The following is a 24,548-nucleotide window of genomic DNA, read 5'->3' as shown; positions in this document are numbered from 1 at the left end:
AAACCTCATTCTCATTGCGAGGAGAGGAGGTTATTCGGAACTTTGTTTTGTTGCTTCTATAAGAGGTTGTTCAAAAAGTTCGCTTTTGATTACGAAGGATGCCTGATGGCATCTCAGCGTCAAATATGGGATTCAGCCGAAATAAGTGGATGCTTACGAAGCTTGTTTCTTTCAGAAACAATGTAGTTGCTCACGTAGTTCTGCCTACGCTCCGCTATTCCATTTCTAGCTTCATCCCATCTTCTCGGTACTGAAAACCGTTCTTTTTGAACACGCACTATAACATAAATTTTCTTTACTTCACTTTACTTTTACGAAGCCGTATACCCGTGATGTGATAACCATTTGTCTCCTCGGTACTTGATTCATACGCTTCATCGTCTTCCATTTCGGTACTTGCTGACTGAGCCGAGGGCTTTTTGTTTCGTCTGCGCTGTACAATGATATCACTGATTCCAATGAGCAGGACCAGCAGGAGACTTACAAAAAAACCAGGTCTACTCAGTGTGTGGAAGAGCGCACCGGTCACTGCAAACGCAATGAGCAGCAGCCCAATCCAGCGTTTAACGACATCGAACTTTTTGGACTGCAGCAGCCGACCAGAGGATAGTAAGATAAACGACCAGTTGTATAACAGCATCAATCCCGCTGCAGTCGTAATATATTCATACACTTTACCAGGCAGTAACAAAGACATAACAATAGTTCCGATAAGCCCACACCCAATGAGTGAAAGTGCAAATAAGGGATATTTCTGCTTCCACTTACGCGAGAATAACGACGGAGCATCTCCCTCCTTCGCCAGCGTCATAATCATGGATGTCACCGCATAGAGCGATGCCGTCATAGTCGAGAAACCCGCCACAATCAGTACGCCATTGAACAGGTGCGGAACAAAGGCCAGATGATCGCTACTCAGTGCCAGGACAAATGGACTTTCTTTGGGATTAAATGCACTCAGTGGAACCATGATCAACGCCAAACCAATAGATACGATATATACAATGGATAAAGAAATGAGCATAACCTTGCCTGCCTTGGGTGCATCCTCAGGTTTTTCTAATCGATAAGACATAATCCCGAGCACTTCAATACCACCGTAGGCGTAGAACGCAAAAAGAAATGCAGACCACAAACCTACTCCACCCTTGGGGAAAATCGCTGCCATATCCATGGGTACCTTATGATCGTACTTCGTTCCTCCAATCCAACCGGCAAGGAGCGCAATTGCCAGAATCAAAAACATAATAATAGCTGCCATCTTAATGATGGCGAGCACATTCTCAACCCGGTCAAATCCTTTGTTGCCAAAAAACACGATACCTAGGCCGATTACGCCAAATCCAGCGGCAAAGACCCATAGCGGAACAGCAGGAAACCAGAATCGGGAAAATATCGACAGAGCCGTCAACTGACTCCCCATAATGAGCAATTCGGAAAACCAATACACCCATCCGCTGGAAAAACCAGCCCAATTCCCAAAAGCCTTCTTTGCATAAGAGCGAAAGGAACCCTCTTCCGGATGTTCTGACGTCATTCGCGCGAGCGCATCAAAAACAATATATGTACCCAAAGCTGCAAATACATAAGCGATCAATACCGCAGGGCCACCAAACGAGATGGCAAGACTTGAACCTAAAAAGTATCCCGTTCCAATCGTTCCTGCCACGCCGAGCAGACTTAGTTGCCACCATTTTAGTTTCTTTTCCTTTGTTGGAGTCTTGGATGCATTACTCATGCTGTCAGCCCTTTCTACATCATTCCCATTCCAAACACTTCAAATAGCCTGCCCTAATCATGTGGAAACATGTAGAAGAACAGATAAATAACAGACAAACAACTTTATATCAACGGCAAAAAGTGCCGATCATGCACAAATGCACGGACCGACACTTTTCTTTACTCAAAACTCATATTCTCTTGAACCTGTTCAAACTTATAGCTCTTCTCCATTGGTGGCAATAACCCGCTTGTACCACTCGAACGAATCTTTTTTGGATCTGTTCAGTGTACCGTTACCTTCGTCGTCTTGATCCACGTAGATGAATCCGTATCGTTTGGACATTTCGGAGGTGGACATGGAGATCAGATCAATTGGCCCCCAAGCCGTATACCCGATCAGGTCTACACCCTCTATGACTGCTTCTTTCATTTGTTCAATATGCTTCTTAAGGTAATCAATTCGGTACGTATCATGAATCGAGCCATCTTCCTCGACCTTATCATATGCACCCAAACCATTTTCTACAACGAAAAGAGGCTTTCTGTAGCGGTTGTACATGTCTCGCAACGTAATACGGAGCCCTTTCGGGTCAATCTGCCATCCCCAGTCGGACGTATCCAGATATTTATTTTTCACAGCATACGTCGTGAGATTACCAGATACCTGTTCATAATCTTCGGAATTGGATGCAACCGACTTGGACATGTAATAACTCAGCGATACATAATCAACAGGATACTGCTTCAATATTTCATCGTCACCGATTTCCTTCTGAATCACAATATTGTTCTCAGCAAAGTAACGATTCATAAAGGATGGGTATTCGCCGTGAACATGCACATCCGTGTGGAACAGGTTCAGGTCGTTATAATGCTGTGCGAGTAACACATCTTCTGGATTGTTCGTCACTGGATAGGTTTGTCCCCTAGCCAGCATACATCCTACTTTAGCATCTGGATTGATCTCGTGCGCGAGCTTCGTCACCAATGCGCTTGCTACAAATTGATGGTGCAACGCCTGATAAGCGATTTGTTCCTTGGTTTGGTTCGGAAGCTTATCGACTAGTACGCCCCCACCTGTATATGGGCTATGTCCCATCATATTAATCTCGTTAAATGTAATCCAGTATTTGACTTGATGACGGTAGCGTTTGAAGAGCACTTCTGCATACGTAACAAAAAGCAGAATCAACTTACGGCTGTACCAACCGTTATATTTGCGAGTCAGCGCCAGCGGAGTCTCATAATGAGACAGCGTAACGATTGGTTCGATGCCGTACTTCTCTAGCTCATTGAATACTCGATCATAGAATTCCAGTCCTTCGACACTTGGAGCTACATCATCACCGTTAGGGAAAATTCTCGCCCAGTTAATCGACAAGCGAAAGGCTTTGAAACCCATCTCCGCAAATAGCGCAATGTCTTCTTCGTAGCGGTGATAGAAATCGACGCCGTCACGTTTCGGATAGCGGTCTTCTACTTCTCCGTTGAGAGCCTTCTCGATATAATCAGAGTTTACATCAATGGCGAAGTTTAACCCACGTTTTTCTTTTGGTATAAAAGGAACCATGTCAGCTGTTGTGAGCCCTTTGCCACCTACGTTATACGCCCCTTCAACCTGATTTGCGGCAGTTGCGCCACCCCAGAGAAAGTTCGTTGGAAAGCCTGTTTGAACTGTTGTCATATTCAATCACTCCTTAGTTTGTGTTTTATTTCATAATGGTTAATGCGCGTTCTCCTTCAAAAATAGGACCTGCTTCGTTAATCGTCAGTACGTCTAAATAGTCGGCGGTATTGGTGACAATCATCATCGTTACCGTCTCAAGACCCGCTTCACGAATGGCGGCGCGGTCAAATTCAATCAAAGGTTGTCCCACTTCAAGACGATCTCCTGGCTTCACCAAACTTGTAAAATGCTTACCTTTTAGCGAAACGGTCTCAATTCCGATATGGATAAGCAGTTCTTCGCCGTCGTCTCCTTTAATACCAATGGCATGACCGGACTTCGGCATAATGCTGACCTCTCCATTAACCGGCGAAACGATGCGATCTTCGTCTGGCTCAATTGCAATACCTTTACCCATCGCTTCTTCTGAGAACGTCGGGTCGGATACGTCATGAAGATTCACAATCTGTCCTTTCAATGGGGAATGGATGTTGATTGGCCCTTTCGTTGCAGCTTCTGTAAGATTGGCACCCGTTGCTTTCGGTTTCGTCGGAACTTTCTGTGCGCTCTTCTCTTCCTGCTTCCCTTCAGCCGGAATATCTTTGAAACCGAAGATCATGACAAGCACAAAGGCACCCAGCAAAGCTCCAACAAAAAGAATCGAGGTCATGACCAAGTTATACGAATTACCCAACGGATCGGCATATGCCGGTAAAACGAAGAGCCCTGGCAGTCCGCCTAATACTTGTTTCTTAATTCCAAGCCATGCGGCAATGCCGCCCATAACCCCAGCAGAGATCATGGCGAGATACAGCGGTTTTTTCAATTTCATGTTAACCCCGTACATCGCAGGCTCCGTGATACCCAGAAGAGCAGAGAAGCCGGTAGATGCACCCAACTGTTTGAATTGAGAATTTTTACTTCTCACTGCAACTGCGAATGCAGCCCCCGCCTGTGCCACATTACTAAGCAGCATCATCGGAGAGACAATGGGATCGAACCCGTAGCTCGCGAAATTCTGAAAAATAATGGGAACAAGGGCATAGTGCATACCTGTCATAATGAGCAGCGGCATGAATCCAGCAACCAGGAAGCCTGCTAATGGCCCAGCCACATCGAACAACCATACGAGTCCACTTGCGACCCAATTACCTGCATAGGTACCCATTGGTCCAATCAACCACAGCGTAATCGGAGCCACAATGATTAGGGACAGCAACGGTGTGAACATCATCGTCAGCACATTCGGCATCCAAGACTTTACAAAAGCACTTACGTATTTCAGAAGAATGACACCAAGTATGATCGGAATAACTGATGAAGAGTAATTGATCACCGGAATGGTAATCCCACCGAAAATGGTAAAACTCGTAATCTCTCCACCCGAATTGACCGCGTTGACCATGGTTGGATACAGCATCGGTGCAGCAAGCGCGAGTGCAACATACTCATTCGTCTTAATTTTGCGTGCAGCGGTTACAGCAAGGAACAAGGGCAGGAAGTAAAAGAGCCCGTCTCCGATCATGTTCAATACTTGATACGTCTCGCTTTGATTACTCAACCAGCCAAATGTCACAAACATCGCCAGGAAGCCTTTAAGCAGACCCGCACCGGCAAGCGCTGGAATAAGCGGGGTGAATACACCTGAGATGAAGTCAAAGACGGAGGAGATTATGCCTTTTTTCTCTCCGCTCGCTGCCTGCGCTCCACCTGTGCCGACTAGAGGTTCCACCTCTGCGAATACATCAGCGACCTGATTACCGATAATGACTTGGAATTGATCACCCGAAAATTGAGCACCGATGACTCCTTTTAACTGTTTGATCTCTTCTAGCTTAATCTTCTCCTTGTCACTCACCAAGAAGCGCAAGCGCGTCACACAATGCCAGGACTGCTCGACATTTTCCCTCCCTCCGACTTTCTCTACAATCTGTTTAGCTAGCTCTTGATATGCTTTCATCGCGAATCCCCTCTCCACAATTTCGAAAAAAATACCCAAACAACGTAGAGCCTCGTTGGCTCTCATATGTTTGGGTAACGCCTGAATCGATGATTCAGTAACAATTCCACGGTTGACCTATTTAGTTTCTAGTTGGCTGGTTAAACGCCAGATATGAAGAGCAAGATACAGTCTTTCATTAGGCGACAGCGACCAACCATATTTCCGTTCGAGCAGATGTGCAATTTTCTCAACTGCCTGATAGGAACGAGGATACTTGCTCTTGACCACTTCGACGATCGTGAGATCAACCTCTTGGTCTTCGATGTGATTTTGCTTGAATTGACGAATAAAAAAGTGACGCAGATGGGTGATAAACCGCGTGTAGCTTAACGATTCTTCATCCAGCTTGACTTGAAAATGATATTGGATAACCTCAATAATTCGATTAATAACTTCGGTCATTTTCAACGTTTCTTCAATCCGTGTCTTTTTAGTCTGCTGTCCATTTACGAAATGGTAGGTTAGAAAGGTTTCCTCACTTTTGGGCAAAAGAACGTCAAGGCGATCGAATACAAGCCTGATAGCTTCTTGAGCTGCGAGATATTCTTTCGGATATAGATTTTTGACTTCCCAACGATTCGTTTCAACGTATTCAATTTGCTCATTTGCTCGTTTGATCGCAAAGTTCAAATGATCGGCGATGGTTAAATAAATGTTATTCTCGAACGTCGTATTAAGCGAAACTTCCGCATTTTTAACCACTTCTACCGCTACATCGAGAACATCAGGGTCCATATGATCCAATACCTGCACGAGAGGTTTCTTCGCTGCTGAATCCTCTGCTGCAAACTTCCGGCGAATACTCTCTTCTTCGATCAGATCTCCTTTTTTCTTTTGGAAACCTACTCCAGTACCCATCACTACCCATTCAAGTCCAGAGAGATCTTTAACTAAAGCCACGTTATTGTTGAAGGCTTTAATATACCTCACTTTACTGACCCCACCTCTTAAAAAACACAAAAATCCATCTTGAAAATACATAAGGTATTTTCAACATGGTAATGCCTGATCTAATCAGTAACACCCATTTCAAATTATAGCCTTAATGTATCATTTCATGAAAACGGTGTCAACCGAAATTTTGCCGTGCAATAGAAGCCACTCTCCTATTCCCTCGCTACAGGGTCAACGCTTCTCTGAAGAGTCGAACTCCTCTAGCACCTTGGACTTATCTCCATAAACTTTGTCCAGGTGCTCCTCACCCCAGTAACATAATAGATCTAGGGCAGGCTTAAGTCCCCAGCCATAGTCCGTTAACTCATACTCCACTTTAGGCGGAATCTCCGAATATACCTTTCGCTGCACAATCTCATCCTTTTCCAGACCTCTAAGCTGTGTTGTCAGCATCTTCTGCGTGATTTCGGGGATCAACCTTCGCAGCTCCGATGTACGTTTCCGCCCTGTCGTCAAATGGTAGATAATTAAAGGTTTCCACTTCCCACCCATGACTTCCAAGGCAGCTTCCACGCCTACTTTGTATTTCTTGGGAGCACTCGTATGTCCATCCTCTGTCAACGTTCTTCCCTCCTGATTCAAGCTATTGCTAGGCGAAAACATAACCTCTTGTTTCTTGCGTACTACTATTGTGTATTGAATGTTAATTGCAGTTAACTAGGGTACTTTCATGTTCCTATAGAACTTATTTCTTCCTATAGAACTTCAAAGTGCGTTCTTCCCAACGATTTCATTCCTTGTCTATAATAGCATTGGCAATAGGGTATGACTATTAATCGTGATCGAGAAAGGTAGTGAACTATACGTATGAACGTATTAGTTGTTGTGTCGCATTCGAGGAAGAATTCCCTGACTTTTCAGGTTACTGATCGTTTTGTGCAAGGTCTAACTGAGGCTGGTCACAGTGCGGAGATATTGGATTTACACGGCATTGGCTTCGACCCTCTCCTCCTAGAAGGAGATGAACCAAACCTTACCCAACAAGTTCAAGTGTACTCTCCTGAGATTGAAACGGAGATGGCCCGATTGAAGAAGCATGATGCCGTAGCTTTTGTGTTCCCTCTCTGGTGGTGGCATCTGCCAGCTATGCTGAAGGGTTATATTGATCGTGTATTTAATAACGGATTTGCCTACGGCGCAAATAAGCTTCATCATCAGCAAATATTATGGATTGCCCTTTCAGGTGTGACAGAACAACAGATGCAAAAGCGTAATTATGATGAGTCCATTCAGAATCTGCTCAACGTCGGTATTGCCGATTACTGCGGCGTGTCTCGTTCAAGGGTTGAATTTCTGTATGAAACGCTGGGTTCCGAGCCAGAGCATTATGATCAATTGCTTAACTACGCGTATCAGCTAGGATTGGATTATGCTAAGGATATTCCGGCGCAATAAGGATCATAACGCATCAATGTAGCGAAAAAAGGTCACTCCGAAGAGCGACCTTTTTGCTGTGTAACTACCTTATTTTACTGCCGAGAAAAGAAATTTCTCCAGCATCGTTATATCACTAATGCTATGGTTACAAGCATCGTTATCCATACATACATACTGGCCAATGGCACTAAAGTGATCTGGTGAATGCTTCTTGGTCTTGACGTTGAAGAATCCGAGTTCCTGATGGCGATGACAGAACATACAGTATCCCTTCTTGTTCGTAGCCGTAATCCGTCCCTCAATACCGAAGAATTGGCCTTCGTGAGAGTACACGATGAACAAACGACTTGTCGCAATGTCGATCCATCTCAGATAGGTCGTATGTGCATAATTGATAGATTCGAGATCAGGCAACTTGAGCTTTTTCGCCTTAGGAAACAACTTCTGAATCTGCTTCGCCGATATTTGCGGAAACGAAATCAGATATGCTTCCAGCTCGTTCAGATACAATTGCACGTCATGCGGCGTATCATACGTGGATAACCGCTCCAGTAGATGCTTCTGTTCCGATGTCAGCTCATCAAAGACTTCAATGACATTCGTGCCGACCGTATAACGAACGGTTTCCAATACTTTAGGATCCACGACAGAGCGTAGCGTTTTGATCAGGAATTCTGCTTGTTTGTTAATATAATTAAATTGGTGATTATGAATAAATGGTGTTTGCATGGCGTTCAGCCCCTTATAGTTATTGATCAATCCAATAAGGTGCAAAGCCAGCGGGATGAAAAATGTTGTTGATGGTACTCACGTACTCACAGGGCGATCGATTGTATTCTCGTCGCGCCCTACACAAAGTCCGCCCCTATTCAGGCTTTGCGTAAGGCCTTTCTAGCGAACGAGCAATCCGGCACAGCCAATATTGCCACGGTATAACCCCCAATGCAGTAGATATACCGGCATTATAACAGAGTTGAGAATGTGGGGGCAATGGTCTTTAAATTTACAGCTAATTCATACATAACTTTACACTTGTTCTGAACTGTATTACCGCTATGTTACAATTTTGAGATAATGCTTTTGTGATCATCTTTATAAGTGACTTTTAGATACAATTCAATAAAACATTCTCTTATAGGGAGGACAATTCTCCACGTTTCGTTATCTGATTTAGGCCTAAATTCAAATATGTTGCTAACGATTCCTTTAGTCATTATTGCGAAATAGAATAACAACCAATTCAATGTGGACAAAGTATTTTTAGAAGCTTTAGAGGCTTTTCCTCCCACGCCTATTTGTAATTGATCTACATTAAAATCAAAAGCATATGAACCTAAAACACTAGTATATGCTGACGAATGAACTACGCTAGAATATTCTTTATAAATAGATGTTCTAATTTCGTTAATTTCACTAACAATTTCTTCTGGCAATCCAATTCTTTTTTCAATTTTTTTAAGTTCTACGTGTATTTTCTTTTTACTAAAGAACTTGTACCAAATAGATCTAGCTTCTTCATCGTTTGTTCCATTACAGTAGTTATCAAAGTGATCTTTACTAGAGAACACAATAATAAAAATAAAAATCGTTTCTGCCAACACTCTAATTAATGCTCTTGCTGAAGTGTCCAGTCCACCCTCGACTAATCTAATGATAGCTAATACATGATTGCTAATTATAGTTATCATATTTTGATAGAGCATACTAGGTGTTAAACTATCAGATGTTATATCCAAAAAATCATCAAGCATTGGGTTTTTGTGGTCTTCTTGATTTACAGCTAAACTAAAATAAGTAGTGTATGTCAGTCCGACCAATGCTAATGTTATATCTTCATTTAAATTTTTATGAATCTCTCTATAGCTCTTTCTATTCATAGAACAAATATAATTTATTGTGTTAATTATTTCTTTTTCTTTTATTAACCTACTTTTATTAGGATCATATTTTAATACGTTATGATTAAATGTACGAATATAATCAGTAATAAAGCGCTGCGCATCTTTATCAAGTTTTGGATTGATGGTACTTCCCTCCTCTATTTGATAATTCCATGCATGTATAATATATGTCCCTAATTCAAAAGGTATGTTCCTACTTTTACTCCAATCAACACCTTGATAAAATTCTTCTGATCTTTGGTAAACTGGTATCCTCGTTTCTCATAAAAGGCATGTGCATTCTTTCTACTAGGGTGTGACAACAGTTTAATCCCATAATAACCCTCATCCTGAGCCCATGATTCCAAATGTTGAATTAAACGTCCCCCGATTCCCTGATTTCGATATCCTTCTTTAACAACAAACCCCAGTACATTGACCAACGGCTCTGAGAATAACAGTTGATACGGGCTACCGTGGATATATCCAAGAACTTCATTATTCTGCTCATAAACCCAGACCACATCTCTGGTATGTTCAAGAATGGTTTCGATTTTTTGCTTAACCTGTTCAACACCGAAATTTACAAACTGAGAATTAAAATGCTGATTTAATATATAAATATCATGAACATCTGTGATTTGAATGAACCTAATAGTATACTCTGACATTCGTACAGCCCCTTTTAAACATCGTCTACCAAATTTTAAAACTTCTATATGACAGCTTCAGTTCAGTGTAATGGTTTGTGTCAGCGACAAACGATATGTATAACATACAATTTATTAGCATCGGGCTGCGTTTCTTTATGTTAAATTTCTTTCCGATACACCTTATAGGTGTAACTCGCCCATTCCAGCTTGAGTGCCTTCCAATCAATTACTTTCCAAGGGTTAAAAAAAGTCTGACCATCCTTATTAAAGAACAGATCTTGTCCCATATGATACGAGGCATGTTGAACGATATCGTTAGCATCCATCCATACAACAACATCACCCGTACGAAGCTCCTCTGTATCTCTCATGACATAATTGGCTCTCTTAAGTCCTTCTGCAAATGTCTCTGGATGCACCCATTCATTCAGAATCCATTCTTGCTGAGATACAGCGAACAATGTTGCAGCTAAACAATTCCCACCTCCCTCAGCTGGGAACGTATTGGCATATCTTTGCAAGTGAAGAGGAATAGAATCATCCAGCGCATAACCGTTCCAATCATCCCACTTCTTAGCATATCCTTTGAGCAGATCCAACTTCACCTCATAGGGAAGCTCACTCCATAGTTTACTGTGTAGAACGACATATTCCTCTTCATGATCCTTCACCAGATGTTCCTCAGGAAATGTATAAGGAGTAGTGAGCAACGAGATCGGTAAGATCAAACCACGATGTACCGTAAGCTGAATATGGTTAATCCATTTCTGCATTTCACTTGAGAGAGAACACAACCAATTCGGGTTAGCGACAAGTACGTATTGTATTTCTTTGTCTATTTTCCAATATTCAAAGCTATTAACAAACTGTATCTGATTAAATGAGGAATGACGAAAGAATTCTTTGCTCGGAAAAATCAACACATCGTTAAGGTGCATTTCTAGTTTAATGAGATGCTCTTCCCTGAGAAAAAATAGATCTTTATTAGGAACATAGGCGTCGATCCAACGCCCAATCCGCTCAGCGGATGGCTCAACCATTATGACCATTGTATTTGTTCTCCTTATCTACGAATGATGATCTAACGTATATTTCCATTATTATACTATTAAAATGGATAAATATAAGGATTCAATTATTCATAATTCCTACGAAATATTTCAGCAAAAAAGAAGCTACCTCCCTGGCCTTCCCCAGTTCAGTAGCTCCCTTTTTACGATCCTCTTGTTCGCTCTACTACATACAACCGTCCACCTACTCCTTCACCGCTCCAACCACAATCCCGGTTACAAAATACCGTTGCAGGAACGGATATACCAGCAGGATTGGCAGTGCACTGATGAAAATCTGTGATGCCCGGATCGTCCGTTGCGACAGGTTCGCAATCGCTTCAGGATCAAGCTTGGTCATGTCTGCCTGCACGATGATCGTCTGCATAAACGTCGCGAGTGGCAGCTTTTCCGAATCACGGATATAGATGATCCCGTCAAAATATGCGTTCCAATGCCCAACCATCATGAACAGAGACACGGTGGCGATAACAGGCACGGAGACGGGCAGATAGATTTTGATAAATGACTGAAAGTGTCCTGCGCCATCAATAAACGCTGCCTCTTCTAGATCCTTCGGCACCGTGCGGAAGAAATTCAGTAGCAGAATGATGTTGAACACCGCCACAAGACCTGGCAGAATCAGCGCCCACAGCGTATTCATCAGTCCCAGCTTTAGAATAAGGATATACCCCGGAATGAGTCCTCCGCTGAACAGCATGGTAACTACGAAATACCACAGATAGATGTTACGTGCACGGAACACCCGTGTCTCCTTGGACAGCGCATACGCCGCAAGCGTATTGACGATGAGCGCAAGCCCGGTACCCAGTACCGTCCGTTCTACGGATACCCACAACGAGGACAGGAAGTTGGAATTATCAAATGTCTTGGCATACGCTTCGAGCGTGAATCCAATCGGCCAGAACGTGACCAATCCGGCATTAGCAGGTGCAGACGCGCTGAGCGATACCATCAGCAAGTGATAAAGCGGCAGCAGACAGAGCAGCGAAAGGATGGTCAGAAACACATTGTTGAAGATGCTGAATATGCGATAGGGCAGCGTTTTATGATACATGGCTCGTCATCCTTTCTAGAAAATTCGGTATCCGGCGAAACGGTAAGCCAGTCGGTAAGAGATTACGATCAGGATCAGACTGATGACCGATTTGAACAGATTCACCGCGGTAGCGAAGCTGAACTGCCCACTTAACAGACCTTCCCGATACACAAACGTATCAATGATATCCGCTTGCTGATAGATCAATGGACTGTATAAGTTAAAGATCTGGTCGAAGTTCGCGTTGAGTACATTACCCAGTGCCAGTGTTGCAATTACAATCCCAATTGGGATTAGTGCCGGGATGGTAATATAGATCGTTTGCTTCCAGCGCCCTGCTCCATCCACTTCCGCTGCTTCATAGAGTGATGGATTGATGCCTGACAAGGCTGCAAGAAAGATGATTGTGTTGAAGCCGAACTCTTTCCAGACATCACTCGCAATGACCGTGAACCGGAACCAGTTACCGTCCCCAAGGAAGAAGATTGGCTTTATGCCGAATACCGAGACCAGGAACTGATTGACGATGCCCGTTTGCGCCAGAATGTCGATCAAAATACCGGACAGTGTTACCCAGGACAAGAAGTGTGGCAGATACACGAGTGTCTGGATTGTTCTTTTGAGCGCCATCTTCCGTACCTCATTGAGCAATAAGGCGAAGACAAATGGAATGATCAGGTTCATGACAATTTTGGAGCAGGCAAAAAACAGTGTGTTCCACGTAATTTGCAGGAAGTAATCATTTTCCCACATGTACCTGAAATGCTTCAGACCCACCCATTCCGAATTAAAAAAACCTAGTGCAGGTTTGTAATCTTGAAATGCCATCAGAATGCCCGACATCGGAATATATGAAAAAATAAAGACCATAATGGCCGCAGGCAACACCATGAAGTGTAGAATCCACGGCTGTTTGTAACGTTTTTTTCTCTTATGATCCAGCTTGTTTCCAAGACTGGCCTGCGGGACTCGTTTACCCTCCAATTTAGCCTCCATAGCGCTTCTCCTGTTCCCAAAAAAAGTTTTTGTGTGTGATGGGGTTCTCTGATATAAATAGTATCAAGCCATTCTGAGGTCTGACTATATAACATTGTTAGGCTCGATAGGGTTTTGTTAGTTTGATCTAAACTTATATCACACGATCACTCCGATGACAGAACAACCTTCCGATCGCTGTTACCCCCAGATTTTTTTTGATTCCCTTCTTCAAAGGGAAAAATCCGGGGATAGCCTATGCTTCCGATGTAGCTTTCCTTCAGAAAGCTTTCAAGCGACCGCTCCGCTTCTCCAGGTTCTTTCTGTCCTCTCCGTTTCCGTGTGAATGTTTAGTTCAGCCTATGTAGTCTGAAAGTGAAGGTAAAGGAGAATTTTCATGCATACATGGAAGCGCTTAATATTATTTCCAGCCAAGGCGAGATCACGCTTTAGCCTGTTTGCCAAAATAAATTTGTTAATAGTGGTGTTATTCATCCCCATCCTCATCATGTACACCTACTCGAATAGCGTCACCTATGACGTGGTGAGTAATGAGTTGCAGATCTCGAACACGAAGCAGCTGACGTTCCTGTCCAGCCAGATCGATTCGCGCATTAATCAGATGATGGATTTCAGCCTGATTCTCTCTCGCGATCCGAATGTGCGAGCCTTCAACGGATTGAACATGTGGGACGATCGGTATGATCAGATGCAGACCCGTTATGTCATACAAGAGAAGATGACGCTGCAATCCGGCGTTACAGATATATGGCCTACTCGCTATGCCGTGTATTCCCAACAGAATCAGGATGTTATCGCCAACTACAACCGTTCATCCGGGTATGATGAGGATTATTTGAAGAAAAATATGAGTGGACAGTGGACCTATGGGGATCAAGGGACAACACCTCAAGAAGGGCTGCAGTCCTTCTACTGGTTCTTTACCGACTCCTTGGCTCAACCGGGGACACTCACAGGAAGCAACCTCGTCATTGAAGCAAGTTTCAGTTATGAGAACATTCAAAATATGCTGGATACGTATAAAGCTGGCGGACAAGGCGATCCGTTCTTTTATCACAAGGGTGACGCCCCCATTCTGAATCGTAGTGCCGATGAGCAGTTATCCCAAGAACTCATTCGTTATCTGGATACACACTCTTCAGAAGATACAACGCAGGATGTCGTTGAGCTGGGTGGGAAAAAGTACTTGGTTAGCTCCGTGAAATCCACGTATCTGGACTGGCATCTGGTTGATGTCATCCCGCTCTATCAGATTCTTCAGCCAATCTCACTCAGCCGGAATCTATTCTATGCTTGTATGATTTTATTATTGGTGGTGGGCATCTCGGCGTCGATCCTGCTCTACCGGAACGTGCAATATCCGATCAAAAAACTGATCAAAGGCTTACGCCGTGTAGAGCAAGGAGACTATTCCGTGCGTTTGCATAGTAACAAGCAGAACGAGTTCTCGTTCCTGTTCCGTCGGTTCAACGACATGTCCCATCAGATTCAAGATCTGATCGAGAATGTATTTCATGAGAAAATTAGAGCCAGAGAAGCTACACTGAAGCAGTTGCAGGCGCAGATTAATCCGCATTTTCTATATAACTGTCTTGGTTATATCATTAATATGGCTCAGATGAAGGACGAGCAAGCCGTCGTGTCCATGGCGCATAACCTAAGTGCGTATTACCGCTATACGACCCGAATGGAACGAGAGACATCTTCCCTTCAGGAAGAGATTAAGTTGCTCATCAACTATCTGGATATTCAGAAGTTGCGCAACGGTCGCATTGAGTATCACATTGACATTCCGGAGAACATGCTCCAGCAGTCTGTGCCGCGATTAATGCTGCAACCGATGGTCGAGAATTCCGTCATTCACGGCGTGGCGAAGTCCTATTCTTCCGGGGAAATTCGAATAACTGGCGAGAGCGAGGACGGAATAGGCAAAATATATATCGATGACGACGGCCCTGGCCTAAGCCCAGAACAGTACGAAGCACTGAACATGAAAATGCAGGAGCCCTTGCAAGAGGAAATGGGCTGCGGTCTCTGGAATACCAACCAGCGCATCATGCACCTATTCGGTACCCAATCCTACCTCCGATTCGGATCATCCCCCCTTGGCGGATTCCGAACCGAGATCGTCTGGGAGATTTCAAAGGAAGATACAGATCCCGAACGAGGAAACCGAAACTAACATAAGAGGTTATGCTTCGCCCTTAAATTAATACTAATTCACCTTTATAAAAGTCTTTCTTTAAAATAAAGGCTTAAACTTTATGTGAACCAAAGCGAAGGATTGAAGGGATTCTGTAGAAGCGAAGCGTTCACCTTTATCCCCGGATTTCACCTTTAGAAAAGATTCAATAAAATCTGGGGATAACAGCGATCGAAAGAACCCTTCAAATCCGTAGCACCCTTGTTCACATCATCTATCCCTTGATTTTAACCTCAAGACTTATATACACCCAAGGAGACTAACATCATGCAGATGATCATCGTAGACGACGAAGCACACTGGGTAGATAATCTATCCATGACCAAACCCTGGCATACGCTGGGGATCGAACAGGTGCATAAAGCCTATTCGGCGCATGAAGCTTTACAAATGATTGATACACACCCGATTGATATCGTGATCTCAGACATTCAAATGCCTGAAATGACGGGAATTCAACTGATTGAACGGATTCGAGTCCGTGACAAAAAAATAAAATGCATTCTTTTATCCGGGTACTCCGAATTTGAATATGCCAAAAAAGCTATCCAGTATGAGGCCGTAGATTATTTACTCAAGCCGCCTACAGATGATGAATTAATGGGTGCCGTGCAGAAGGCAATCGACCAACTCAATAATGAATGGGAGCTTGTAAGCTCACTTACGCGAACTCAGTTTACGTTACGGGAGAATCTGCCTCATTTGCGGGGACGACTCCTGTTGGAGGCTTTGCAGGGACATCGCTACTCAGCTAGTGAATGGGATCGTAAGCTTGCTAACTATGGTTTACCTTTCCATGCGGGGGATGCTGCGCTCATGCTGGTGCGTTTGGAAGAGGAATTCGGTCAATATGACAGCCATGATCAGACACTGATCGAATATGCCATCATCAATATGGCGGAGGAGATTATGGGTGAGTTTATGGAGGTATGGGGTGTCAAAGAAGAGCATGGCTATCTGGTGTTCTTACTGCAACTAAAGGAGCGCAAAGGCGATATTGGCAAAGAAACCATTTTGGAGAAGCTATCGATTCAGCTTCAATCCAAGGTCAAGCAGTTCCTCAAGGGCTCCCTCTCTATCGTTATGACTGAATGGTTTGCTTTCCCGGATCAGCTCTATCCCCGTTTTTGTCAAGCCTCAGCCTATTTTCGGCAGATCGTTGGAGACGAGCGCGAATTCGTGATGCGGGTCAGCGACGTGGAATCCCCCACAGCGCAAGGACCGCTGGACGTACTGTATACCCCGCCTACGTTAGTACAACTGCTAGAGAGTGGGCAATGGGATGCTGCGGAAGAGAAAATTCTCGCTGTCTGCACAGAACTAGATGAGAAATGGTCGGAATCGTGGGAACACTGCATGGAGGCTGGTTTTCTCATTACGGCTTCATTCACTAATCTCGCACACCGTAACAAGCTCACACTGGCAAATTTAATGGGCAGCGATATCGAGTTTCTTCAGAGCGGAGAAGCCTTCTCCACGATTGGAAAACTGCGGAAATGGTCACTTAGCGTGCTTGGCAAACTCAAAGAAGGCACGTCCAACGAGATCAAAGATATTCGCTCCGAGTACGTGAAGAAAATTCAGGATTATACCGATAAGAACCTGCATTTGGATGTGTCTTTGCGTGCCTTGGCCGATCATGTCAATCTGCATCCGACTCACCTATCCAAGATATATAAGATTGAAACAGGCGAAGGCATTAGTGAATATATCTCGCGCCTACGTATGGATCGAGCGTGTCACAAGCTGGTGACAACCAGCAAAAAAGTATATGAAATCAGCATGGAGATTGGCTATATGGACCCGGCTTATTTTATCAAAGTATTCAAGCGTCAGTTCGGCGTTACGCCGCAGGAGTATAGAGACCAGCATTAATAACATAATAGAGTCCTATCAAAACTAACAAACTCATATAGATGCCCTCCCACCCAAATTGGTACAGTTACACTTGTAGAGGTTGTTCAAAAAGTTCGCTTTTGATTACGAAGGATGCCTCACGCATCCTCAGCATCGAATATGGAATTCAGCCGAAATAAGCGGGATGCTTACGAAGCTTGTTTCCTTCGGAAACATGTAGTTGCTCACGTAGCTCTATCTACGCTCCGCTACTCCATTTCTAGCTTCATCCCATCTTCTCGGTACTGAAAACCGGCCTTTTTGAACATGCATTAGTAAAGATCATACATCGTAGGGGGATTGAACAATGATCAAATTCAAAACATGGTGGTCACTGCTCATGGTTATCGCACTCATCACGATCACTGCGTGCGGCAGCGGTGAGACTGCGAGTGAAAATGGTACTGACGATAATACACCAGCAACCGGTTCGGCTGAAGCAGAAGCTGCTTTTGCTAATGGAAAATACGATCCACCTATCGAATTCAGTTCGGTGTTGATGCCGAAGAAATACGTGCAAGGCGATACAAAAGAAAACAATGTGCACGATCGGTGGATGCTGGAAACGCTGGGTATGAAGCATAAGGATACATGGTATCCGGCCAATGACGATCAGTACAGACAGAAGCTGCAGCTCGCGATTGCGTCTGGTGAGAAACTGCCTGATTTCGTAACCGTACCAACCAACGCTGTTCTGACGAATCAGCTGATCGACTCCGGTCAATTCATCGCCATTGATGAGTTGTTCGACAAGTACGCGAACCAAACACTCAAAGATCACGCAGCAGCGCATCCTGAGCTGTGGTACCCGTTTACCAAAGACGGCAAAAAATACAACATGCCAATCATGGAGTACACGGATAACGACGATACCCTGCTCTGGCTCAGAGAGGACTGGATGGAGAAGCTGAATCTAGAAGCTCCGAAAACCATCGCAGACCTTGAAAATATCATGGACAAATTCAAGAACGAGAACCCGGATGGTCTGTCTCCGGACAAAGTATTCCCACTGGCGATCTCGCTGAAAAATAACACGAATACCTGGATGGGCTCGCTCGACTGGTTATTCGGTGCATACGGCACAATCCAGGAACAATGGAATAAGGACGCCGATGGTAATCTCGAATACGGCTCCATTAATCCAGGTGCCAAGCAAGCTCTTGCCAAGCTAAATGAATGGATGAACAAAGGGTACATCCACGCCGACTCCGCACTGTGGGACGAAGGTAAATCCGCTGAAAGCTGGACTGCTGGCACCGCTGGCATTCTGCCTGGCGCGAACTGGGTACCTGACTGGCCTGCACCTGATCTGCTGAAGAACGTACCTGGTGCCAAATACAAAGCCTATCCTATTCCGGCTGGCCCAGAAGGCAAGATCGGTACGAAGTGGCAGAACTCTGGTGTGAACGCCAGTATCATGATCAATAAGGATGCCAAGCATCCAGAAGCGATTTTCCTGTACTATAACTACTTGCTTGATAACCTGGCTAACCCGGCTGCAGGCAGTGATTACGAATACGGCTTCGCCAAAGGATACGACTGGGATATCATTGACGGTCAACCAACCAGTGACAAGGAGAAAATCAAAGACTTCTCCAACGAATTCCCGTTCCTGACGGGTCCAGCACGCATTCCAGACCTGTACATGAAAACCCTCGTGAAGCTGGCTGACGGAGAGAAGCCCGAAACGCCTTACGAGAAACAAATGGCCGAGTTCCGCAAACCTGAAAACTGGGCCGCTGCCAAAGTCGTCATGTCTCAGATCGACATTCGCAAACAAAACTATTTCACTGGCGCAGCCACACCAACCATGGTCTCCAAATGGAACCTGCTCCGCCAGTCCGAGATGGAAACGTTCAATAAGATCATCTACGGCAAACTGCCAGTCGATGCCTTCGACCAATTCGTCGCCAACTGGAAATCCAACGGCGGAGACCAGATTACGCAAGAAGTGAATGATTGGTTCAAGTCGGTTAGTGGGAAGTAAGGATTGGGATTTGGGAAAAGTAGAGCATTAAAACCCGAGCCGAAGCGGCTATACACGCTTCGGCTCGAGTTTTTAAATGAAGATTCAGGGCGCTGACCATGTAAACAGTGCTAAGTTCAATCAATAATATTTTGTCTTTAAATACCTGTATCTTGCTCGTTATTCATTAGTGGAGGGGAACGTCTCCATCACCCTTCCCTAATTTGCATCACCATTTTAAGCCTCATCTGCGTCTGATTGTTTCTTGAATTCAGTATCTTAAGCTCGGTGTAGATATTAGCAATTAATACCACATAGTTTCTGTCTCGGTTGATGCCGTTAGATTCGCTGCTCCCAAACTCTTCCCAGATATGTAAAACCATATCGGCTGTAATTTCGCCTATAACAAACCTAAACCTTAACATTACTTATTTTCCTGCCCGACTGTTTAGCCGTTATTGTGTTTTTCCTTTACTAACTCTCTACATAAATTGAGGTTGGTATTCTAATAACGAGTTATTGTTATTTGACCATAAAAGTATCCTAATCTGCTCCTCTCGGATCAATGTAAAATAACAAAGCATTCCCGAAAAATTATGCTGAAAAATCTGAATCTTCAGTTAAATTTGCTTCGTATAACAATGTAAAAGATGAAAAGAGGATCTCTTAATGACATCGCTGACTTTTTATGCTATACCCGTTATCGTTTTTCTATTTTTTATGCTTGTGGATATCTCGAATTTCAAATGGGTTCATTTGAATTTGAGAAGACCATCAAGAAGATTCTTAAAAGGACTTTCATTCACACCTGAATATAAATTATCTGATGTAAATTCAGATTTTTTCAGATATTATCGCGAGTATAATTTAGAATCTTTACAAGATCTTGAAAAGGAGATTACACTAAAAAGTCCGCGATATGTTGAGAATAATCAAATGACAAACTATATTCTTTCCTTAGTTACTATCTTCGGTTTGACAATTGCAGCATATGCAACAATTTCAAATTCTTTAAAATTCGACCAGAATGTAGTAGTAACTGCTACCACTAGCATTATAGTTATTGGTCTCGCTGCTTATTTTATGGCTGAATTGGCAATTAAAACTTTTAACGTTAATCTAATGGATCGTCACTTAATTGTTATCCGGATAGTTATTAAAGAAAAAGAAAAAGAATTACAACTTGAAGAATCAAGAAAAAGAGAAAGGGAAAAACTTCGCCAACTAAGGCTTCAGAAAGGAAAAAAAATTAGTAACTTCAGATGATTGCGTTCTCTACCTGCTCTAGCTTCTTCTTTAGTTTCCTGCTTCCTTGAAAAAAATCTAAAAGCCTTAACACATAATCATTTTAATGTGACTCCTTTAAGTTAACTTCATCTTCCCAATTAGAATTTTCAATCTTTTTATAACTAGAAATAAACTCAAATTCAACTAGCAATTCTATTTATCCACCTTCTTCCTATTCGAAGATTACTGTATCATTTCAACGTATAGGAAGAAATCTGCTCTATTGGTGCTAGAGCGATAGAAGGTGGGGAAGCAACCATTTCCTCGAACCCATGTCAGCTACCAAAAGCGTAAGCCCGATGCGTGAATGTTATAAAGTGGGCGGCAGCCTTCTCAAGTTTACCTCCAAATCATTTCTTATTCAGTTTCTAAAAAAATACGACCTACAACTAAGTAGATCGTTCTTGATAAATTGTCTTATTATACAAGTCCTCTCTCTTTATCAAAATTATTTCTGAATAAAGTTTGGGGGTTGTACTTAATATTATTTCTCCAGTAGAAGTGCTTTTTATAATGTAGTACTTCCTATTTTCAAGTTTTAAGAAAAAATTATAATTTATTCTAACTATTGAAGGGTACATTGTAATAGTGAAAATAATTATGCCAAACACTACCATGATAAGAAACTGAATCATAATATAATTCCAACTTACAGGGTTTCTGAAAAAGAAAATCCAGATACCAAAAGCAACTGCATTAATTAATGTTAAGTATGAAACTATAAGAATTCCTCTGGTTATTCTTTGTTGATCATTCATAATGATCTTCTCAAATTTTGATGATTTAATCATAGCTAAAGATTTAATCAGCATACCAAACAGAGCGATAAATGATGTTGCACCTAACAAGGATAGCATAGCGGTTACATTCATTATTTCGAAATTCTCCTAAATTATTCAATATCCCTTTATAAAAAATAATCTAATTGATTTAGAAAGCAGGACTATTTAGAAAGAGGATCTTGTTCAGTAACATTTTGATACAAGAAATTTATAAATCGCATTTCCACGTTAAAAAGAGTATTTATAGCGCGGAGAGAAGACCACATAGATACATGCCAGTTCTTGAATTGAAAACATGAAGACTTTAAGATTTTACATTAAGTAAATGTACAATAACATTTTAAGAAGAAGAAGTGATTATTGAATGATCATCTCGTCCGGTTTGTGTGGGTTCTTATTTTTAATTGCATTAATAACATCTGATAGTTCAGGTCGTTTAAAAAAGATTTTTCTGTATTTTTTAGGCCCTATAAAGTGAATCTTTACATCGTTTAAAATTGAAATATCTTCAACGACAATGTGACCGAGGTCGTGAATATCATCAGTAAGTGAAGGTACAGATGTTAGCATCAATTTATTATTAAAAGTAACTTTATGTATTATTAGTGGTTCATAATTATATTTTTCAAGATAAACCCAATGATATATTGCCTCTTTCTTTTCAAACCATCCATTAAAGAAAGACATGACGACAAAATATATCACAAAGACTAAAAGGATATAAGGCAATGTGAACTGAAAGGTGCTGTCGCTAAGAAACGTATCTCCAAGCAAAATAAAAAATAAAGCAATAACAGTTCCAATTGCAGATAAAGCACTAATCTTTACTATTACTCGATAGAGATTTTTTCTTGGAGATAGTAAGACTCTCTCATGCTTATTTGTTAGTAATAACAAAGTGCCTGAAATAATTGCGATTAATAACGGAGTTAAGAAAGCTATATAAGCTTGATAGTTACTGATATTTTCTAACATTTCACCTCTCCATTCCCATAAGTATGTAACAATTATATCGGAAAGATTAGGCTGAATTTTAACAGATATCAAAAACACTTCTATTTTTCAAGCTTCTGCTTAATCAAAAATCACATTATTAAATGTTCATCCTGATGATTAGGATTTGTTCTTGTGAAATACGATTCTCTAAGTACTAAGACACTATCGCTCCCTGAGGTCGTACGTGCCAAGGAACCAGACTGCAAATAGGGTGGGTTACAGTGTACTCCCCCTCAAGCCAAAAAGGCCTGCGCAATCTGATCCACAATTCCATTAATGCCTGTCGGTCCATAACAGCCAATCCAGGTTGCGGCGTCGACCGAGTGTATGTGTTGTCGCTCACCCTCATCAAGCATGCCCCACACACGGTGCTCTGTCGCAGATATGCCATCCTGAATGAGTTCATTACTGAGTAAAAAGTAGTGACTAGCATGTACAACGGGTAGTCTATCTACCGAAATATGATAGGCCGTGTCGGAGGTATCTGCGACAATTAACGGAGCAGGCAGACCTAGATCACGGTACAGCACAGCACCTGTACGATGAGACGGCGAATGTACGCGAACCAGAGACTCCAGCGGACGAATTAATGCCACGCTTTTGCCTGCTAATACTGGAGCAAGCTCTTCTGACAAGAGTGCCGTTCGTCGATGATAATCGGCAATAATACGCTTGGCTTCTGCTCGCTTACTCGTTAGTTCACCGAACAAGCTCAGAATGGTCTGCCAACTCTCATTACGCTTGAACATGAGAACTGGAGCAATGCGACTTAATCGTTCATAGTGCTGATCATGCACCTCGGTACAGATAATCAGATCCGGTGCCAACCGTTCCACCGCAGGCAGATCAGGGTACTCATACGTTCCGAGTAATGCGGTATTTTGCAATCCGGCTCTAATGTATTGAGGAAAATTGATCACCGTACTTCCCGTTCCTACACTACCTGCTGGAGATAACTCCAGCGCAAGCATATGATCCGCATATTGAACATCGAGTACAGCGATACGCTGAGGAGTACTCGTGACACAGTATTCACCACGCATATGGCAAATCACCGGGCCTTGTGCAGACTCATAGGAAGAAGCTGTGCGGTCTCGCAGTAAGGGATTAGTTAAGCGTGTATCTCTCGAAGCGACCGAAAGCCTATAGCGCTGCGGAGGCACTCCAAAATATTTTTTAAACGCTCGACTGAAATAGTACATGTCGCGATAGCCCATTTTGTCAGCAATTTCACCAATGGAAACATCCGTATGACGCAGCATCCTCGCCGCACTCTCCATCCGTAGCTGAATGACGTACTCCATCGGCCCGAGCTCTTTCTCTTGTTTGAAGCGTCGCTGTAGCTGCCTCACGCTACATCCAGCAAGTGCGGCAAGCTCCTTCAGCTCCAGGTTCTGGCGATAATGTCCCGATATATATGCAGTGACAACATTCACCACATCTGATTCTGCTCCGCCCTGACTGCCTTCATACTCCATAATGAGCTCGTAGATTACTCCCTGCAACAATGCATTGGCATGAAACCGTTCCAGTCCTTCTCCACGACTCCATTTCACTACGATTTTCTCAGCCACCTGAACCCATTCCGCTTGGGTTACCGAATTCTGAACAAATGAAATGTTCAGTGGATGTTTGCAATAGGAGGGCATGATAAGGGAAGCTCCTTCCATAGAAGAAGCCTCGTACATGATCACAATATATTGAATATGGTCCGCTCTAGCAGTCAGCGTAAAGGATGCCCCCTTAGCCACATGGGCAGCAAAAGAAGCCCCTACATGGCAAACCTCACCATTTATTAAGAGCTCCCTTTCTGCGCCGCCTGCCAGCAGCAACACATTGGATGTTAATTCGGTTTCGCTAAGAACGCTGCCTGTCTGCAAAATTCCGCTATGCACGTCAAGCACCTTGATCGCCGTATTACTCCATAGACTTGTCTGTTCTTGCAGCGGCATTTCTCTCATCTCCTGACAATAGCATTCTTTGCTAGAGCAGATCGCCCGAATAGGTGTACACCTTTAACATCCAAGCGAGTCCCTTAGCAAAAGTAAAGTTGTTGCTC

At 43.1% G+C, this 24,548-nt stretch carries 19 protein-coding genes; 5 read left to right on the top strand and 14 right to left on the bottom strand.

The annotated features are described in order from the left end of the window. Positions 1-295: 295 nt before the first annotated feature. The 5 genes from M3636_RS12220 to M3636_RS12200 form a co-directional block, all read right to left on the bottom strand. Positions 296-1,738 carry an amino acid permease gene (locus M3636_RS12220; protein WP_251382710.1) on the bottom strand — a complete coding sequence of 481 codons (1,443 nt, stop codon included), beginning with the start codon at positions 1,736-1,738 and terminating at the stop codon, positions 296-298. Positions 1,739-1,936: 198 nt separating this feature from the next. Further along, on the bottom strand, positions 1,937-3,406 hold the full coding sequence (locus M3636_RS12215; RefSeq protein WP_251382709.1) for a glycoside hydrolase family 1 protein: 1,470 nt from the start codon (positions 3,404-3,406) through the stop codon (positions 1,937-1,939). A gap of 25 nt (positions 3,407-3,431) precedes the next feature. Beyond that, positions 3,432-5,348: a beta-glucoside-specific PTS transporter subunit IIABC gene (locus tag M3636_RS12210; protein ID WP_251382708.1), complete on the bottom strand. Its 1,917-nt coding sequence runs from the start codon at positions 5,346-5,348 to the stop codon at positions 3,432-3,434. A gap of 117 nt (positions 5,349-5,465) precedes the next feature. Beyond that, positions 5,466-6,320 (bottom strand): PRD domain-containing protein, encoded by an 855-nt coding sequence (locus M3636_RS12205; RefSeq protein ID WP_056699045.1) that lies wholly within the window; start codon positions 6,318-6,320, stop codon positions 5,466-5,468. A gap of 195 nt (positions 6,321-6,515) precedes the next feature. Next, a complete protein-coding gene (locus tag M3636_RS12200) occupies positions 6,516-6,836 on the bottom strand; it encodes a winged helix-turn-helix transcriptional regulator (protein ID WP_235540720.1) in 321 nt (106 codons plus the stop codon). 315 nt (positions 6,837-7,151) lie between these two features. Here M3636_RS12200 and M3636_RS12195 point away from each other — a divergent pair, with 315 nt between their 5' ends. After that, positions 7,152-7,739, top strand: a complete 588-nt coding sequence (locus tag M3636_RS12195) for an NAD(P)H oxidoreductase (protein ID WP_251382707.1) — start codon at positions 7,152-7,154, stop codon at positions 7,737-7,739. A 69-nt stretch (positions 7,740-7,808) separates the two neighbouring features. Here the strand turns inward: M3636_RS12195 and M3636_RS12190 are convergent, their stop codons facing one another. From M3636_RS12190 to M3636_RS12165, 6 genes are all read right to left on the bottom strand, one after another. Continuing rightward, on the bottom strand, positions 7,809-8,450 hold the full coding sequence (locus M3636_RS12190) for a FusB/FusC family EF-G-binding protein (RefSeq protein ID WP_251382706.1): 642 nt from the start codon (positions 8,448-8,450) through the stop codon (positions 7,809-7,811). Between the two features lie 329 nt (positions 8,451-8,779). Beyond that, positions 8,780-9,598 carry a DUF5677 domain-containing protein gene (locus M3636_RS12185; protein WP_251382705.1) on the bottom strand — a complete coding sequence of 273 codons (819 nt, stop codon included), beginning with the start codon at positions 9,596-9,598 and terminating at the stop codon, positions 8,780-8,782. 197 nt (positions 9,599-9,795) lie between these two features. Then, positions 9,796-10,272, bottom strand: a complete 477-nt coding sequence (locus tag M3636_RS12180; protein WP_128100935.1) for a GNAT family N-acetyltransferase — start codon at positions 10,270-10,272, stop codon at positions 9,796-9,798. 140 nt (positions 10,273-10,412) lie between these two features. Then, entirely contained in the window at positions 10,413-11,303 is an 891-nt protein-coding gene (locus tag M3636_RS12175) for a hypothetical protein (protein WP_251382704.1), read from the bottom strand. A 205-nt stretch (positions 11,304-11,508) separates the two neighbouring features. After that, entirely contained in the window at positions 11,509-12,381 is an 873-nt protein-coding gene (locus tag M3636_RS12170) for a carbohydrate ABC transporter permease (RefSeq protein WP_251382703.1), read from the bottom strand. Positions 12,382-12,396: 15 nt separating this feature from the next. Beyond that, positions 12,397-13,254, bottom strand: a complete 858-nt coding sequence (locus tag M3636_RS12165; RefSeq protein ID WP_174715334.1) for an ABC transporter permease — start codon at positions 13,252-13,254, stop codon at positions 12,397-12,399. 481 nt (positions 13,255-13,735) lie between these two features. Between M3636_RS12165 and M3636_RS12160 the strand changes: the two genes are divergently transcribed. The 4 genes from M3636_RS12160 to M3636_RS12145 all read left to right on the top strand — a co-directional run bounded on the left by M3636_RS12160 (position 13,736) and on the right by M3636_RS12145 (position 20,690). Beyond that, positions 13,736-15,541: a cache domain-containing sensor histidine kinase gene (locus M3636_RS12160; RefSeq protein ID WP_251382702.1), complete on the top strand. Its 1,806-nt coding sequence runs from the start codon at positions 13,736-13,738 to the stop codon at positions 15,539-15,541. Positions 15,542-15,829: 288 nt separating this feature from the next. Beyond that, the gene (locus M3636_RS12155; RefSeq protein WP_251382701.1) at positions 15,830-17,437 is read left to right on the top strand and encodes a response regulator transcription factor; all 1,608 of its coding nucleotides are present in this window, start codon (positions 15,830-15,832) and stop codon (positions 17,435-17,437) included. 328 nt (positions 17,438-17,765) lie between these two features. Beyond that, complete coding sequence (locus M3636_RS12150) at positions 17,766-19,445, top strand: type 2 periplasmic-binding domain-containing protein (RefSeq protein ID WP_251382700.1); 1,680 nt, start codon at positions 17,766-17,768, stop codon at positions 19,443-19,445. Positions 19,446-20,093: 648 nt separating this feature from the next. Further along, a complete protein-coding gene (locus M3636_RS12145) occupies positions 20,094-20,690 on the top strand; it encodes a hypothetical protein (protein ID WP_251382699.1) in 597 nt (198 codons plus the stop codon). A 410-nt stretch (positions 20,691-21,100) separates the two neighbouring features. On the opposite strand, the gene M3636_RS12140 is transcribed toward M3636_RS12145, so the two are convergent. The 3 genes from M3636_RS12140 to M3636_RS12130 all read right to left on the bottom strand — a co-directional run bounded on the left by M3636_RS12140 (position 21,101) and on the right by M3636_RS12130 (position 24,441). Further along, positions 21,101-21,583 (bottom strand): hypothetical protein, encoded by a 483-nt coding sequence (locus tag M3636_RS12140; RefSeq protein ID WP_251382698.1) that lies wholly within the window; start codon positions 21,581-21,583, stop codon positions 21,101-21,103. A 267-nt stretch (positions 21,584-21,850) separates the two neighbouring features. After that, positions 21,851-22,468 (bottom strand): hypothetical protein, encoded by a 618-nt coding sequence (locus tag M3636_RS12135; RefSeq protein ID WP_251382697.1) that lies wholly within the window; start codon positions 22,466-22,468, stop codon positions 21,851-21,853. A 254-nt stretch (positions 22,469-22,722) separates the two neighbouring features. Beyond that, the gene (locus M3636_RS12130; protein ID WP_251382696.1) at positions 22,723-24,441 is read right to left on the bottom strand and encodes a helix-turn-helix domain-containing protein; all 1,719 of its coding nucleotides are present in this window, start codon (positions 24,439-24,441) and stop codon (positions 22,723-22,725) included. Positions 24,442-24,548 lie beyond the last annotated feature (107 nt).

The organism is Paenibacillus sp. MER 99-2, assembly GCF_023714095.1.
GTDB lineage: Bacteria > Bacillota > Bacilli > Paenibacillales > Paenibacillaceae > Paenibacillus.
The sequence above is the reverse complement of the archived record's forward strand: the minus strand, read 5'-3'. Positions and strand labels throughout refer to the sequence as shown.